This is a genomic window from Pseudomonas sp. R1-43-08 (genome assembly GCF_003852255.1).
Lineage (GTDB): Bacteria > Pseudomonadota > Gammaproteobacteria > Pseudomonadales > Pseudomonadaceae > Aquipseudomonas.
In genome coordinates, this window is sequence record NZ_CP027734.1 from 1,483,713 (window position 1) to 1,498,294 (window position 14,582).

Annotated in this window: 16 protein-coding genes; 14 read left to right on the forward strand and 2 right to left on the reverse strand. The window is 61.6% G+C overall.

What is annotated here, in order from left to right:
• The first annotated feature begins 162 nt into the window (after positions 1-162).
• The 3 genes from C4J87_RS06670 to ccoM all read left to right on the forward strand — a co-directional run bounded on the left by C4J87_RS06670 (position 163) and on the right by ccoM (position 999).
• Complete coding sequence (locus C4J87_RS06670; protein ID WP_124361664.1) at positions 163-504, forward strand: aspartate-semialdehyde dehydrogenase; 342 nt, start codon at positions 163-165, stop codon at positions 502-504.
• 73 nt (positions 505-577) lie between these two features.
• Positions 578-739, forward strand: coding sequence for a hypothetical protein (locus tag C4J87_RS26075; RefSeq protein ID WP_090408332.1), 162 nt, complete (start codon positions 578-580; stop codon positions 737-739).
• Between the two features lie 143 nt (positions 740-882).
• Positions 883-999, forward strand: a complete 117-nt coding sequence (gene ccoM, locus C4J87_RS26520; RefSeq protein ID WP_034096309.1) for a cytochrome c oxidase subunit CcoM — start codon at positions 883-885, stop codon at positions 997-999.
• 248 nt (positions 1,000-1,247) lie between these two features.
• Here ccoM and C4J87_RS06675 read toward each other — a convergent pair whose 3' ends face one another.
• Together C4J87_RS06675 and C4J87_RS06680 are read right to left on the reverse strand one after the other, a co-directional pair.
• Entirely contained in the window at positions 1,248-2,723 is a 1,476-nt protein-coding gene (locus C4J87_RS06675) for an inorganic phosphate transporter (protein WP_124361665.1), read from the reverse strand.
• A 334-nt stretch (positions 2,724-3,057) separates the two neighbouring features.
• The gene (locus C4J87_RS06680; RefSeq protein ID WP_003189295.1) at positions 3,058-3,258 is read right to left on the reverse strand and encodes a hypothetical protein; all 201 of its coding nucleotides are present in this window, start codon (positions 3,256-3,258) and stop codon (positions 3,058-3,060) included.
• Between the two features lie 513 nt (positions 3,259-3,771).
• On the opposite strand from C4J87_RS06680, the gene pcaR reads away from it, so the two are divergent.
• From pcaR to pcaC, 11 genes are all read left to right on the forward strand, one after another.
• Positions 3,772-4,614, forward strand: coding sequence for a pca regulon transcriptional regulator PcaR (gene pcaR, locus C4J87_RS06685; protein WP_124361666.1), 843 nt, complete (start codon positions 3,772-3,774; stop codon positions 4,612-4,614).
• Between the two features lie 142 nt (positions 4,615-4,756).
• Positions 4,757-6,097, forward strand: coding sequence for an MFS transporter (locus C4J87_RS06690; protein WP_124366158.1), 1,341 nt, complete (start codon positions 4,757-4,759; stop codon positions 6,095-6,097).
• Between the two features lie 268 nt (positions 6,098-6,365).
• Entirely contained in the window at positions 6,366-7,223 is an 858-nt protein-coding gene (locus C4J87_RS06700) for a CoA transferase subunit A (protein WP_124366160.1), read from the forward strand.
• Positions 7,220-8,002 (forward strand): CoA-transferase subunit beta, encoded by a 783-nt coding sequence (locus C4J87_RS06705; protein ID WP_177412789.1) that lies wholly within the window; start codon positions 7,220-7,222, stop codon positions 8,000-8,002. The genes C4J87_RS06700 and C4J87_RS06705 overlap by 4 nt, the downstream gene beginning before the upstream one ends.
• Positions 7,999-9,201 carry a 3-oxoadipyl-CoA thiolase gene (gene pcaF, locus C4J87_RS06710; RefSeq protein WP_177412772.1) on the forward strand — a complete coding sequence of 401 codons (1,203 nt, stop codon included), beginning with the start codon at positions 7,999-8,001 and terminating at the stop codon, positions 9,199-9,201. Before C4J87_RS06705 ends, pcaF begins: the two co-directional genes overlap by 4 nt.
• A 17-nt stretch (positions 9,202-9,218) precedes the next feature.
• Positions 9,219-9,923 (forward strand): protocatechuate 3,4-dioxygenase subunit beta, encoded by a 705-nt coding sequence (gene pcaH, locus C4J87_RS06715; RefSeq protein ID WP_124366163.1) that lies wholly within the window; start codon positions 9,219-9,221, stop codon positions 9,921-9,923.
• 1 nt (position 9,924) lies between these two features.
• The gene (gene pcaG, locus C4J87_RS06720; RefSeq protein WP_124366164.1) at positions 9,925-10,491 is read left to right on the forward strand and encodes a protocatechuate 3,4-dioxygenase subunit alpha; all 567 of its coding nucleotides are present in this window, start codon (positions 9,925-9,927) and stop codon (positions 10,489-10,491) included.
• A gap of 185 nt (positions 10,492-10,676) precedes the next feature.
• Positions 10,677-11,972: an MFS family transporter gene (locus C4J87_RS06725; protein ID WP_124366165.1), complete on the forward strand. Its 1,296-nt coding sequence runs from the start codon at positions 10,677-10,679 to the stop codon at positions 11,970-11,972.
• 10 nt (positions 11,973-11,982) lie between these two features.
• Positions 11,983-13,347, forward strand: a complete 1,365-nt coding sequence (locus tag C4J87_RS06730) for a 3-carboxy-cis,cis-muconate cycloisomerase (RefSeq protein ID WP_124366166.1) — start codon at positions 11,983-11,985, stop codon at positions 13,345-13,347.
• A 10-nt stretch (positions 13,348-13,357) separates the two neighbouring features.
• On the forward strand, positions 13,358-14,149 hold the full coding sequence (gene pcaD, locus C4J87_RS06735; RefSeq protein WP_124366167.1) for a 3-oxoadipate enol-lactonase: 792 nt from the start codon (positions 13,358-13,360) through the stop codon (positions 14,147-14,149).
• A gap of 10 nt (positions 14,150-14,159) precedes the next feature.
• A complete protein-coding gene (gene pcaC / locus C4J87_RS06740; protein ID WP_124366168.1) occupies positions 14,160-14,555 on the forward strand; it encodes a 4-carboxymuconolactone decarboxylase in 396 nt (131 codons plus the stop codon).
• Positions 14,556-14,582 lie beyond the last annotated feature (27 nt).

Consider the following 14,582-nt stretch of genomic DNA (forward strand, 5'->3'; position numbering starts at 1 on the left):
AAAAGTACTCTGACAAAAACTACTGCGTCAGCGCCCAGGCCCGCAGGGCGAATCGACGGGTGGCGGGCACTCATAAGTGTCGACTGGGTCACAGCTTGACCAGCGAATGTTCAAGTCGCCCCGGGGCGCGCCGACAGCCTGTTGATCAGGAGAATCAAGATTATGTTGCCACCCATGCTGCCCGTCAGCGTTGTGCCGGTCACGTCACAACTCGATCCGGTACGCCAGAAGCCGGATATCCCGCCCGTGGTGCCGGTTCAACAAGGCTCCAACGAGAGCACCATCGACCTGAAAAAAGGCGATGCCGAGCAATCGACCTTTCTGCTGCGCGAAGAACAGCGCCGTCAGCAAGAGCAGCAAAAGCGTCAGCGTGAAGCCAGCGAGGATCCCGAGCAGCACCTGCCGATCCCCGGCGATCTGCTCAACGCCGACAATACTGTCCCCGTAGCGCCGCTGATTGAAGACGCGCCGCGCCAGGGCCTGTGGGTGGATATCGAGGTTTGATCGCCGGCTGATTTGCGGTCGAGCGGAGGAGGCCGCATTATTGGAACATTCCCGCCATAACGTAAGCCAAGCCATGAGTGATGATGACAAGCTGATCGACCTGAATGCCGAGCGCGCCAAGCGTGTGCATGATCTCAATGACAAACGCCTGAATGAAGTGCGCCAGGCGTTTGAACAGGCCATGCCCCTGGGTAAGGCCAAGAAGAAATCGAAGAACAAGCCGAAAAAACGTTGAATCAACTGGCCTCCATTGATGCAGGTCAGTTATTGCCTTTCTTTACGCCCCGTCGAGGGCGACATTGATCCCCGTCAATTTCCCAATCCGCCTTCTCGATTAACTTAGCCCTATCGCAACAGGGCAAGTGCAGGAGGCCGGTCATGTTTATCGATAATGTGGTATTTGCCGGAGTGCTGACCGTAAGCCTCATGGTGCTGTTTTTTGTAGGGTTTGGCATTTTTATCTGGAAAGACGCACACAAGCGTAAAAAACCCTAAGTCTTTCCGGGTTACAGGGCACGCAAGGCATTTTGGGCGACTTCGGTCGCCTTTTTTTTGGCCGATCGTTCCCACGCTCTGCGTGGGAATGCCGCCTCGGACGCTCCGCGTCCCGCTGTTGAGGCCTGCGCATGGGTGACGCGGAGCGTCACGGGGCGCATTCCCACGCAGAGCGTGGGAACGATCATCAGGGCCATAAAAAAAGGTGCGATTCTCGCGAATCGCACCTTGTTCATTGCCGCCTGCTATCAGCTGCCCAGCGCCTTGGACGCCAGCCAGAACAACCCGGCCGAGAGGCCTACGGTTGCCGGCAGGGTCAGCACCCACGCCATCAGGATGGTCTTGACCGTGCCGCCTTGCAGGCCGCTTTTGTTGGCGACCATGGTACCGGCCACGCCAGAAGACAACACGTGGGTGGTGGACACCGGCAGGGCGAAGATATTGGCAAAGCCGATCATGGTGGCGGTGGTGATCTGCGCCGACATGCCCTGGGCATAGGTCATGCCTTGCTTGCCGATCTTCTCACCGATGGTCAGTACCACGCGTTTCCAGCCCACCATGGTGCCCAGGCCCAGGGCCAGTGCGACCGCGAGGATCACCCAGAACGGCGCGTATTCGGTCGTGGCGGTCAGGTCTTTGCGCAGCTTGTCGAGGTCGGACTTCTCACGCGCATCCAGGCCAGGCAGCTTGCCGACTTTCTTCGCGGTATCGTCCAGGCAGAGCAGGTAGCGACGCACTTCAATGCGCTGGTCGGCATTCAACGAGTGGTAGTCGGACACACCTTTGAGCGTGTCAACGAGCGCGTTGATGGTCGGCTCGGTCTGCTGCGGGTTGCACTGGAACTTGCCCGGCAGGTCGTCCTTCACGCTTTTGCCCAGTGCCAGGAACTCGCCGAGGGTGGCGTTGTTGCGCTGGTAGAACTGGCTCAGATGCACAGTGGCATCGCGGGTCCGTTCGATCTGGTAGGTGGTGCTGCCCAGGTCGAGCACGAACTGCGCCGGCACGATACCGATCAGTACCAGCATGATCAGGCCGATACCTTTCTGCCCATCGTTGGAGCCGTGCACGAAGCTCACGGCCATGGCGGAAATCACCAGGACCAGGCGGTTCCAGAACGGCGGGTGCTTCTTGTCATCAAGCTTGCGGCGTTGGTCCGGGGTCTTGTGCATCTTCGACAGCGGGCGCCACCACTTCAGGCCGATCAGCACCAGGGCTGCGACCAGGAAACCGGCCATCGGCGAGAACACCAGGGACGCACCGATATCGATCGCTTTCTGCCAGTTCACACCGTCAGCCAGGGGAATATCGTTGATCAGGGCGTTGGCCAGGCCCACGCCGAGGATCGAGCCGATCAGGGTGTGGGAGCTGGAGGCCGGGATCCCGAAGTACCAGGTGCCCAGGTTCCAGGTGATTGCCGCCGCCAACAACGAGAAGACCATCGCCAGACCATGGCCGGTGTTCACATTGATCAGCAACTCCACCGGCAGCAAATGCACGATGGCGTAGGCGACACCCACACCACCGAGCAGCACGCCGAGGAAATTGAACACCCCGGAGAAGAACACCGCCAGGTGTGGCGGCATCGCTTTGGTATAGATGACTGTGGCCACCGCGTTAGCGGTGTCATGAAAGCCATTGATGAACTCGAAGGCGAGGACAAAGGCCAGGGCGAGCAACAGGCTCACTAGAACCCAAGCATCCAGTCCGCTGAATAAATCGATCATGAAGGTTTTCTGACCCGGTCGTAAGGGGGCGCGATTATGCCAGAAAACCTCAGTAATCGATGCATTAGCTGTTCATCGGTAACAATCTACTTGGAAAAAAACCGCTGGAAACGGGCGTATCCCAGGGTTTTCGGGGCTTTGGCAAGTCTTTGATTTTTAACGCCGGGGCGCGAAAAGACGCGGTTTCGTCACGAAAACGTCATGTGTGAAACATTTGTATGAAAATTCGTTGGCGGCAGTAGGGCGCCGACCAGCGGCGGCTAATGCGTGCTGCCCCCGGCCGGTGGTGGGCCGCAGAGGCAGCAAAAACCTGAAGACTCAACCCGAGGAGCACTCAGGGCTCTTCGGTCTTGAGTTCCTGCTCGATTTTCTGGATTTCCTGAGCGAATGCCTGGTCCAGCAGGCTGGCGCGCTTGCGCCATGGCTTACGTTCCGGCTCAGGCTGGGCGGCGTAGGTGGTGACTTCCCCGCCGTAAACATCCTTGTAACGTTGCTCCTGGCGCTCAAGTTCCGCGCGCAGTTCATCTTTCGTCACAGTTGTACCTAATTGAGTTGAGTTTAATAAAAGTGCAACGTCATGCCAAAAGGCGGCCCTGGGGTGTACGAACTTGAACAGACGGACCGTGCAAGTTTGAAGTGGGGACCCGCGGTCGCTTTTTCAATCCGATACTTTAATCGACCCTGCGCTCGAGTATGCGGCGCCGGGCGAGCTCTGATCCCAACAGGTAAATTGGGCTGACCTCTGCACAGGCTGCATTATAGCGATGCATGTGAATAACGCTATCGGCATAAAGTTAAAAGCATCAACTTCATATGCGGGTTTTGTTACATCACAACGTAAGTGTTGGCTGAACATATCTATCCATGGTCATCTGGTTTTTCTTCCACAAGGCTTTGAAACAGGCTTGGCCACTGAAAATTGCGATAATCGAATGATCGTCCGATAATCGCCCAATGTTGCCGGCCCCGTCTTGTACATCTCTGCTGGCGCGGCTAGAAATGACAGCCAGCCCTTCTGTGGTTGAAAACAAGAAAAAGGATCCCTGCAATGAACGATCAATTGCGCAATTCTTTCGCGTCCGTGGCGCCGCCGATCGTGGCCTCACCCGCCAAGCGCATCCAGGCCTTCACGGGTGATCCGGACTTCATGACCTCCCTGGCCCGTGGCCTGGCCGTGGTGCAGGCGTTTCAGGAGCGCAAGCGTCACCTGACCATCGCCCAGATCAGCCACCGCACCGAAATCCCCCGCGCCGCCGTGCGCCGTTGCCTGCACACCTTGATCAAGCTCGGTTACGCCACCACCGATGGCCGTACCTACTCGTTGCTGCCCAAGGTGCTGACGCTTGGCCATGCGTATCTGTCATCGACGCCTTTGGCCGTGTCGGCCCAGCCTTATCTGGACCGCATGAGCGAACAGCTTCACGAAGCCTGCAACATGGCGACCCTCGAAGGCGACGACATTCTGTACATCGCCCGTTCCGCCACCACTCAGCGCCTGATTTCCGTGGACCTTTCCGTGGGCGGCCGCTTGCCGGCGTACTGCACCTCCATGGGCCGTATCCTGCTGGCCGCCTTGGACGATGCTTCGCTGCAGGATTATCTCGATCACGCCGACCTGCAAACCAAGACCAGTCGCACCTTGACCACGCCCGAGGCTTTGTTCGAATGCCTGCAACAGGTTCGTCAGCAGGGTTGGTGCATCGTCGATCAGGAACTGGAGCAGGGCCTGCGCTCCATCGCCGTACCGGTGTACGACGCGTCCGGCCAGGTGTTGGCCGCGCTCAATGTGAGTACCCATGCCGGGCGGGTCAGCCGCAGCGAGCTGGAGCAGCGCTTCCTGCCGAGCATGCTCAGCGCCAGTCGCGAGCTGAGTACGCAACTGTTTGCCTAAGTGTTCGGTGACCGCACAGATCCCGGCTTGATCGATTGACGCTGTTTCCCCTGGCTCATTAATGTGCGGCAGCGCTCCCAAGCGCTCCAATAATAACGGCGACCCCCGGTCGCTGACCCGCCATCGGTGTGGAATAAAAATAATGAATCAGCCCTCTGTCGGTACCACCTTGGACGTGCAGTCCTTCATCAACGCCCAGCCGTTGTCGCGTTATCAATGGCGTGTGGTAATCCTGTGTTTCCTGATTGTCTTTCTCGACGGCCTCGACACCGCCGCCATGGGTTTTATCGCGCCCGCGCTGTCCCAGGACTGGGGCATCGACCGCGCAAGCCTCGGCCCGGTGATGAGCGCCGCATTGATCGGCATGGTGTTCGGCGCGCTGGGTTCCGGCCCGCTGGCCGACCGCTTCGGGCGCAAAGGCGTGCTGGTGGGCGCAGTGCTGGTGTTTGGCGCCTTCAGCCTGGCATCGGCCTACAGCAGCAATGTCGACCAACTGCTGGTGTTGCGTTTCCTGACGGGCCTGGGCCTGGGCGCCGGCATGCCCAACGCCACCACGCTGCTTTCTGAATACACGCCCGAGCGGCACAAGTCGCTGCTGGTGACCAGCATGTTCTGCGGCTTCAACCTGGGCATGGCCGGTGGCGGGTTTATCTCGGCCAAGTTGATCCCGGCGTTCGGCTGGCACAGCCTGTTGCTGATCGGCGGCATCCTGCCGTTGATCCTGGCCGCCGTGCTGTTGGTGTGGTTGCCGGAATCGGCGCGTTACCTGGTGGTGCGCAACCGTGGCACCGACAAGGTGCGCAAGACCCTGTCTCCCATTGCGCCCGCTATCGTTGCCCAGGCCAGCGCCTTCAGCGTGCCGGAGCAGAAGACCGTCAAGACACGCAACGTGCTCGCGGTGATTTTCTCTGGCACCTACAGCGCCGGCACGTTGTTGCTGTGGCTTACCTACTTCATGGGCCTGGTGATCGTTTATCTGCTCACCAGTTGGCTGCCAACTCTGATGCGCGACAGTGGCGCCAGCATGGAACAGGCCGCGTTTATCGGCGCGTTGTTCCAGTTTGGCGGCGTATTGAGCGCGGTGGGCGTGGGCTGGGCGATGGACCGGTTCAACCCGCACAAGGTGATCGGCACCTTCTATCTGCTGGCCGGGGTGTTTGCCTACGCGGTAGGGCAGAGCCTGGGCAATATCACCTTACTGGCGACCCTGGTGCTGATGGCCGGGATGTGCGTCAACGGTGCGCAATCGGCGATGCCCTCACTGGCGGCGCGTTTCTACCCCACTCAGGGCCGCGCCACCGGCGTGTCGTGGATGCTCGGTATTGGCCGTTTCGGTGCGATTCTGGGGGCGTGGATGGGGGCTACCTTGCTGGGCCTGGGCTGGAATTTCGAGCAGGTGCTGACGGCATTGGTGATTCCGGCAGCGCTGGCCACCGCTGCCGTGGTGATCAAAGGCATGGTCAGCCATGCCGACGCGACCTGACGTCTGGCGCGGTTAACTGTGGGAGGGGGCTTGCTCCCGATAGCGGTGGGTCAGTTGACTAATTCCTGACTGATATATCGCTATCGGGGGCAAGCCCCCTCCCACATTGAATCGTGTTCGTTGAGGAGATTAGGGTAGGCAACAATTCGTTCGATAACCGAACACTGAGTCGATTATCGGATTGTTCCACCCATTTCCCCGGCTTAATCTTCAAGCACTTCGGCGCCACCTCAGCGCCTTTTTCGATCAACACCGGGAGCCCAACCCCATGGCTGAAATTCTTACCCTGCGTGATGCAGTCAAGCGCTTCGTGAGCGACGGCGATACCGTCGCGCTCGAAGGCTTTACTCACCTGATCCCTACAGCCGCAGGTCATGAAATCATTCGTCAGGGCAAGAAAGACCTGACGCTGGTGCGTATGACGCCTGACCTGATCTACGACCAGTTGATCGGTGCCGGCTGTGCGCGCAAGTTGATTTTCTCCTGGGGCGGCAACCCTGGTGTGGGTTCCCTGCATCGCCTGCGCGACGCCGTGGAAAAACACTGGCCGCAGCCATTGGAGATCGAAGAACACAGCCATGCCGACCTGGCCAATGCCTACGTCGCCGGCGCCTCCGGCCTGCCGTTTGCGGTGTTGCGTGCCTACGCCGGTTCCGACTTGCCCAAGGTCAACCCGCTGATCAAGACCGTCACCTGCCCATTCACCGGCGAGGTGCTGGCGGCGGTGCCGTCGGTACGCCCGGATGTCACGGTGATCCATGCGCAGAAGGCTGATCGCAAGGGCAACGTGCTGCTCTGGGGCATTCTTGGCGTGCAGAAGGAAGCGGCCCTGGCGGCCAAGCGCTGCATCGTCACCGTCGAGGAAATCGTCGATGACCTGAACGCGCCGATGAATAGCTGCGTATTGCCGACCTGGGCCCTGACCGCCGTGTGTCACGTGCCCGGTGGCGCGCATCCGTCCTACGCCCACGGCTACAACGAGCGGGACAACCGTTTCTACCAGGCGTGGGACCCGATTGCCCGCGACCGTGGGACCTTTACCGCCTGGATTGACGAATACATTCACGGCACCGCCGACTTCAGTGAATTCCAGGCCAAGCTGGCCACCGCGCAGGAGGCCAAGTGATGGCTTACTCCACCAATGAAATGATGACCGTCGCCGCCGCGCGTCGCCTCAAGAACGGCTCGGTGTGCTTTGTCGGCATCGGCCTGCCGTCCAAGGCGGCCAACCTCGCGCGCCTGACCTCGTCGCCCGACGTGGTGCTGATCTACGAGTCCGGCCCGATTGGCGCCAAGCCATCGGTGCTGCCGCTGTCCATCGGCGACGGTGAACTGGCGGAAACCGCCGATACGGTGGTGCCGACCGGTGAGATCTTCCGCTACTGGCTGCAAGGCGGGCGCATCGACGTGGGCTTTCTTGGCGCGGCTCAGGTTGACCGTTTCGGCAATATCAACACCACCGTGGTCGGCGATTATCACCAGCCCAAGGTGCGTTTGCCGGGGGCCGGCGGCGCGCCGGAGATCGCCGGTTCCGCCAAGAGCGTGTTGATCATCCTTAAACAGTCGTCCCGCTCGTTTGTCGACAAGCTGGACTTCATCACCTCGGTCGGCCACGGCGAAGGTGGCGATTCGCGTAAACGCCTGGGCCTGCCGGGCGCCGGTCCCGTCGGCATCATTACCGACCTGTGCATCATGGAGCCGGAAGAGGGCACCCATGAGTTCGTGGTCACCGCGTTGCACCCGGGCGTGACCCGTGAGCAGGTGACAGCGGCCACCGGTTGGGCAATCCGCTTTGCCGACCAGGTCGAAGTCACCGCCGAACCGACCGACGTTGAGCTGAACGCCCTGCGTGACCTTGAAGCCCGCACCGCAGCCGCCCATGGCCAAGCGCCGGGAGAAGCCTGATGCGTGATGTCTTTATCTGTGATGCTATTCGAACCCCCATCGGTCGTTTCGGCGGTGGCCTGTCCACGGTGCGTGCCGATGACCTGGCGGCCTTGCCGATCAAGGCACTGATGGAGCGCAACCCGACGGTGGACTGGAATGCCGTTGATGAAGTGTTCCTCGGCTGCGCCAACCAGGCCGGCGAAGACAACCGTAACGTGGCACGCATGGCGCTGCTGTTGGCGGGTCTGCCGGAAAGCACCCCAGGCGTGACCCTCAACCGCCTGTGCGCCTCGGGCATGGACGCCATCGGCACGGCCTTTCGCGCGATTGCCAGCGGCGAGATGGAGTTGGCGATTGCCGGTGGCGTCGAGTCGATGTCCCGCGCGCCGTTCGTGATGGGCAAGGCCGATGCGGCGTTTTCGCGCAGCATGAAACTGGAAGACACCACCATTGGCTGGCGCTTTATCAACCCGTTGATGAAGGCCCTGTACGGCGTGGATGCGATGCCGCAGACCGCCGATAACGTCGCCGACGACTACCACATTTCCCGCGCCGACCAGGACGCGTTCGCCCTGCGCAGCCAGCAACGTACCGCCGCCGCGCAAGCTGCCGGCTTCTTCGCCGAAGAAATCGTACCGGTGCGGGTCGCCCATAAAAAAGGCGAAACCCTGGTGGAGCACGACGAGCATCCCAGGGACACCACCCTGGAAGCGCTGGCCAAACTCAAACCGGTGAACGGCCCCGACAAAACCGTGACCGCCGGCAATGCCTCGGGGGTCAACGATGGCGCTGCCGCGCTGATCCTGGCCTCTGGCGAGGCGGTGAAAAAACACGGCCTCACCGCCCGCGCCCGGGTACTGGGCATGGCCAGTGCGGGCGTCGCCCCGCGTGTGATGGGCATCGGCCCGGTGCCGGCGGTGCGCAAGCTGGTGGAGCGCCTGGGGCTGGCGATCACCGATTTTGACGTGATCGAGCTCAACGAAGCCTTCGCCAGCCAAGGCCTGGCGGTGCTGCGCGAGCTAGGCCTCGCCGACGATGCGCCGCAGGTCAACCCCAACGGCGGCGCCATCGCCCTGGGCCATCCCCTGGGCATGAGCGGTGCGCGGTTGGTACTGACCGCCCTGCATCAGCTGGAAAAAACCGGCGGCCGCAAAGGCCTGGCGACTATGTGTGTGGGCGTCGGCCAAGGCCTGGCCCTGGCGATTGAACGCATCTAACAAGAGAGGATTGCTCCATGAGTGACAAGCCCGGTTACCGGCGCCCGCAAGCGGGCACTCAACCTGATTACCTGCACCCGGCCTATCAGTCGACGAACCTGCGTTCGCCGTCCCAGCCGTTGGTGTTCCTGCCCCATTCGTTGTCGGAAATCACCGGCCCGACCATCGGTGCCGAGCGTATCGATGCCCAGGACAACGACCTCACCGCCCAGCATGAAGGCGAGCCCCAGGGCGAGCGCATCATCATTCACGGGCGTGTGCTGGACGAGAACGGCCTGCCGGTGCCGGGCATCCTCGTGGAGATCTGGCAAGCCAACGCTGCCGGCCGCTACAACCACAAGCGCGACCTGCACGATGCGCCGCTGGACCCGAACTTCACCGGTACCGGGCGCACCGTTACCGATGCCGAGGGCTGGTACCAGTTCCAGACCATCAAGCCCGGTGCCTACCCGTGGGGCAACCACCACAACGCCTGGCGTCCGGCGCATATCCACTTTTCGCTGTTCGGCCCGAGTGTGCTGACGCGGTTGGTCACGCAAATGTATTTCCCCGGCGACCCGCTGCTCGAATACGACCCGATCTACAACTGTGTGCCGGACACCCGCGCCAAGCAACGCTTGATCGCCAGTTTCGACCTGGAAAAAACCATTCCTTCCTATGCCCTCGGCTACCGCTGGGACATCGTCCTGCGCGGCCGCGACGCCACGCCGATGGAGAAATGAGATGAGCCTTTACGCAACCACGTCCCACACCGTCGGGCCGTATTACCACATCGGCCTGACCTGGCTTAACCGCGAAGACCTGACCGTCGCCGCCACCCTCGGCGAGCGCGTGGCGATCAGCGGGCAAGTGCTGGACGGCAATGGTGATGTGGTCAACGACGCCATGCTCGAGGTGTGGCAGGCGAACGCCGCCGGCAAGTACGCCCACCCGGAAGACGATCAGGACAAAGCGCTGGACCCCCACTTTGAAGGCTTTGGCCGCGTGCCGGTGGATGCCGAAGGGCGCTTTCGCTTTACCACGATCAAGCCGGGCAGCGTGCCGGGGCTCAAGGGCACGACCCAGGCGCCGCATCTTGTCGTGCTGGTGTTTGCCCGAGGATTGGTGAAGCACCTACTGACGCGGATTTATTTTGACGGTGAAGCGTTGAATGGTGATGACCCGCTGCTGGCGTGTGTGCCGGCCGAGCGGCGCGGTACTTTGATTGCCAAGCCGGATGCGGCGGGTGTGCATCAGTGGAATGTGATTTTGCAAGGGACAGATAAGGAAACGGTGTTCTTCGATTACTGAGTTGGCTGGAGGGCCTCATCGGGGCAAGCCCCCTCCCACATTTTGACCGCGCCGCCTATCAAGTGTGGGAGGGGGCTTGCCCCCGATAGGGCCCTCCCAGGCAACACTGTCCGAAAAGTCTGCTTGCGGAACATGGTTGTTGCAAAGTATGTCTAGGCTATAACCGTTCCCATTGAGTAAAAACCATGACAACAAAAACCAGTCACTACACCGGAGAAGAACGCAGCAAACGGATTTTTGCGATTGTCGGTGCTTCCTCCGGCAACCTGGTCGAATGGTTCGACTTCTACGTCTATGCCTTCTGCGCCATCTACTTTGCCCCGGCGTTTTTTCCGTCGGATGACCCCACCGTCCAACTGCTCAACACCGCTGGCGTATTCGCCGCCGGGTTCCTGATGCGCCCCATCGGAGGCTGGCTGTTTGGCCGGGTGGCCGACAAGCATGGCCGCAAGAACTCAATGATGATATCGGTGCTGATGATGTGCGCCGGCTCCCTGGTCATCGCCTTCCTGCCCACTTACAAGGATATCGGCGCCTGGGCCCCGGCGCTGTTGTTGGTGGCGCGGCTGTTCCAGGGGTTGTCGGTGGGTGGCGAATACGGCACCACCGCCACCTACATGAGCGAAGTGGCACTCAAGGGCCAGCGCGGTTTCTTCGCCTCGTTCCAGTACGTGACCCTGATCGGCGGGCAACTGCTGGCGGTGCTGGTGGTGGTAATCCTGCAACAGATCCTCACCGAAGAAGAATTACGCGCCTGGGGCTGGCGGATTCCGTTCGTGATCGGCGCCATTGCGGCGGTGATCTCCCTGCTGCTGCGTCGTACCCTCAAGGAAACCACCAGCAAGGAAATGCGTGAAGACAAGGACGCCGGCAGTATCGTTGCGCTGTTCCGTGACCACGGCAAAGCGTTCATCACGGTGCTGGGCTACACCGCCGGCGGCTCGCTGATTTTCTATACCTTTACCACCTACATGCAGAAGTACCTGGTGAACACCGTCGGTATGCACGCCAAGACGTCCAGCTACATCATGACCGGTGCGCTGTTTCTCTACATGTGCATGCAGCCGCTGTTCGGCATGCTGGCCGACAGGATCGGCCGGCGCAATTCCATGCTCTGGTTCGCCGGCCTCGGCACGCTGTTCACGGTGCCGATCCTGCTGACCCTGAAAACCGTCACCAGTCCGTTCCTGGCCTTTGTCCTGATTACCCTGGCCCTGGCGATCGTCAGCTTCTACACCTCGATCAGCGGCCTGGTCAAAGCGGAGATGTTCCCGCCCCAGGTACGCGCCTTGGGCGTGGGCCTGGCGTACGCCGTGGCCAACGCGGTGTTCGGCGGTTCGGCGGAAGTGGTCGCGTTGAGCCTGAAGTCCATCGGTATGGAAAACACCTTCTACTGGTACGTCACCGCGATGATGGCGGTGGCGTTCCTGTTCAGCTTGCGTCTGCCCAAGCAGGCCGCTTATTTGCACCATGATTTGTAAGGGATGAGTTATGACACTGCGCACGAGCAACCAACTGTTCGACGCTTACTTCACCGCTGACAACATGGCCGAGGTGTTCTGCGACCAAGGCCGCTTGCAGGGCATGCTGGATTTCGAGGCCGCACTGGCCCGGGCCGAGGCCCAGGTCGGGCTGATCCCGCAGGCCGCCGTGGCACCGATTGCCCAGGCCTGCCTGGCCTCGTTGTATGACGTGGACGCGCTCAGCGTGGCGATTGCCACGGCGGGTAACTCGGCGATTCCGTTGGTCAAGGCGCTGGGCAAGCTGATTGCCGAGGCAGATGCCGGGGCCGAGCGCTATGTGCACCTGGGCGCCACCAGCCAGGATGTGATGGACACCGGCCTGGTGCTGCAACTGCGCCGCGCGCTGGGGTTGATCGAAGCGGACTTGGCGCGCCTGGGCGATGTGCTGGCCGCCCAGGCGCAGAGATATGCGTCGACACCCTTGGCGGGCCGCACCTGGCTGCAACACGCCACGCCCGTCACCCTGGGCATGAAAATCGCCGGCTGGCTGGGTGCGGTAACGCGCAGTCGTCAGCGGCTGGTCGAATTGAAACCGCGTTTGCTGGTGCTGCAATTTGGCGGTGCGTCGGGCACCCTGGCGGCGCTCGGCGAGCAGGCCATGCCGGTGGCGCAAGCCTTGGCCGCCGAGCTGCAACTGAGCTTGCCCGAACAGCCCTGGCACACACAACGTGATCGCCTGGTGGAGTTCGCCAGCGTGCTGGGCTTGATCGCCGGCAGCCTTGGCAAGCTGGGCCGCGATATCAGCCTGTTGATGCAAACCGAAGCGGCGGAAGTATTCGAGCCCTCGGCGCCGGGCAAGGGCGGTTCGTCAACCATGCCCCACAAGCGCAATCCCGTCGGCGCTGCCGTGCTGATCAGCGCCGCTACCCGCGTGCCCGGTCTGGTCGCGACGATGTTCAGTGCCATGCCCCAGGAGCACGAACGCAGCCTGGGACTGTGGCATGCCGAATGGGAAACCTTGCCCGAGATCTGCCGATTGGTATCGGGTGCGCTGCAACAGGCGCTGCTGCTCAGCGAAGGCCTGGAGGTGGGTGTCGCGCGCATGGCCCGCAACCTCGACCTGACCCAGGGCCTGGTGCTGGCCGAAGCCGTCAGCATCGTGCTGGCCCAACGCCTGGGCCGTGAAACCGCGCATCACCTGCTGGAGCAGTGCTGCAAACGCGCCGTCGCCGAGCAGCGCCATTTACGTGCGGTGCTGGCGGACGAGGCGCAGATCACCGCCGAGTTGTCGTCGGCCGAACTGGACCGTTTGCTCGACCCGGCCCACTACTTGGGCCAGGCTCAGACCTGGGTCAGCCGCGCCGTGACCGAACACTTTGGATTGACTGCGTAAGGAGACCGCTGTGGCTTTCGTACAACTCGCCGAGGGCGAACTGCATTACCAACTCGATGGGCCCGTCGATGCGCCGGTATTGGTGCTGTCCAATTCCCTGGGCACCGACCTGCATATGTGGGACATCCAGATTCCGGCGTTCACCGAGCATTTTCGTGTGCTGCGCTTCGACACCCGTGGTCATGGCAAGTCCCTGGTCACCGCAGGGCCCTACAGCATCGAACAACTGGGCCAGGATGTGCTCGCGTTGCTGGATGCGCTGGATATTCAGCGCGCGCATTTCTGCGGGCTGTCCATGGGCGGGCTGATCGGCCAGTGGCTGGGCATCAACGCAGGGAAGCGGCTTAACCGCCTGGTGGTGTGCAATACCGCCGCCAAGATCGGCACGCCAGAGGTGTGGAACTCACGTATCGAAATGGTCTTGCGCGATGGCGCGGCGGCGATGGTCGCGCTGCGCGATGCCTCGATTGCACGCTGGTTCACCGCCGATTTTGCCGCCGCCCATCCCCACCAGGCCAAGCAGATCACCGACATGCTCGCGGCCACCTCGCCCGAGGGGTATGCCGCCAACTGCGCGGCGGTGCGTGATGCGGATTTGCGTGAGCAGTTGGCGTCGATCAAGGTACCGACCCTGGTGATTGCCGGCACGGAAGACGCGGTAACACCGCCGGCCGGCAGCCACTTTATCCAGAATCATGTACAGGGCGCCGAATACGCCGAGTTCTATGCGGCGCACCTGTCCAATGTCCAGGCCGGCGCTGCCTTCAGCGACCGTGTCATTGAATTTCTGCTGGGCCGCTGAGGAGCTTTTCGTGGACGAGAAACAACGCTATGCCGAGGGTCTGCAAGTGCGCCGCGACGTGCTGGGCGACGCCCATGTCGAACGCAGCCTCAACGCGCTGACCGAATTCAACAGCGAGTTCCAGGAAATGATCACCCGCCATGCCTGGGGCGACATCTGGACCCGTCCTGGCTTGCCCCGGCACACCCGCAGCCTGATCACCATTGCCATGCTGATCGGCATGAACCGCACAGAAGAGTTGAAGCTGCATCTACGTGCCGCCGCGAGCAACGGCGTGACCCGCGCCGAAATCAAGGAAGTGCTGATGCAGAGCGCGATCTACTGCGGCATACCGGCGGCGAATGCGACGTTTCATCTGGCCGAGTCGGTGTGGGATGAGTTGGGTGTCGAATCACGCGAGACCTGACTCTGGAACACAGGCAAATGTGGGAGG

What these genes read in the sequence shown, in the direction of transcription:
- C4J87_RS06670 (WP_124361664.1), top strand. Translation starts at nt 163, where the DNA reads ATGTTGCCACCCATGCTGCCCGTCAGCGTTGTGCCGGTCACGTCACAA.
- C4J87_RS26075 (WP_090408332.1), top strand. Translation starts at nt 578, where the DNA reads ATGAGTGATGATGACAAGCTGATCGACCTGAATGCCGAGCGCGCCAAG.
- ccoM (WP_034096309.1), top strand. Translation starts at nt 883, where the DNA reads ATGTTTATCGATAATGTGGTATTTGCCGGAGTGCTGACCGTAAGCCTC.
- C4J87_RS06675 (WP_124361665.1), bottom strand. Translation starts at nt 2,723, where the DNA reads ATGATCGATTTATTCAGCGGACTGGATGCTTGGGTTCTAGTGAGCCTG.
- pcaR (WP_124361666.1), top strand. Translation starts at nt 3,772, where the DNA reads ATGAACGATCAATTGCGCAATTCTTTCGCGTCCGTGGCGCCGCCGATC.
- C4J87_RS06690 (WP_124366158.1), top strand. Translation starts at nt 4,757, where the DNA reads ATGAATCAGCCCTCTGTCGGTACCACCTTGGACGTGCAGTCCTTCATC.
- C4J87_RS06700 (WP_124366160.1), top strand. Translation starts at nt 6,366, where the DNA reads ATGGCTGAAATTCTTACCCTGCGTGATGCAGTCAAGCGCTTCGTGAGC.
- pcaH (WP_124366163.1), top strand. Translation starts at nt 9,219, where the DNA reads ATGAGTGACAAGCCCGGTTACCGGCGCCCGCAAGCGGGCACTCAACCT.
- pcaG (WP_124366164.1), top strand. Translation starts at nt 9,925, where the DNA reads ATGAGCCTTTACGCAACCACGTCCCACACCGTCGGGCCGTATTACCAC.
- C4J87_RS06725 (WP_124366165.1), top strand. Translation starts at nt 10,677, where the DNA reads ATGACAACAAAAACCAGTCACTACACCGGAGAAGAACGCAGCAAACGG.
- C4J87_RS06730 (WP_124366166.1), top strand. Translation starts at nt 11,983, where the DNA reads ATGACACTGCGCACGAGCAACCAACTGTTCGACGCTTACTTCACCGCT.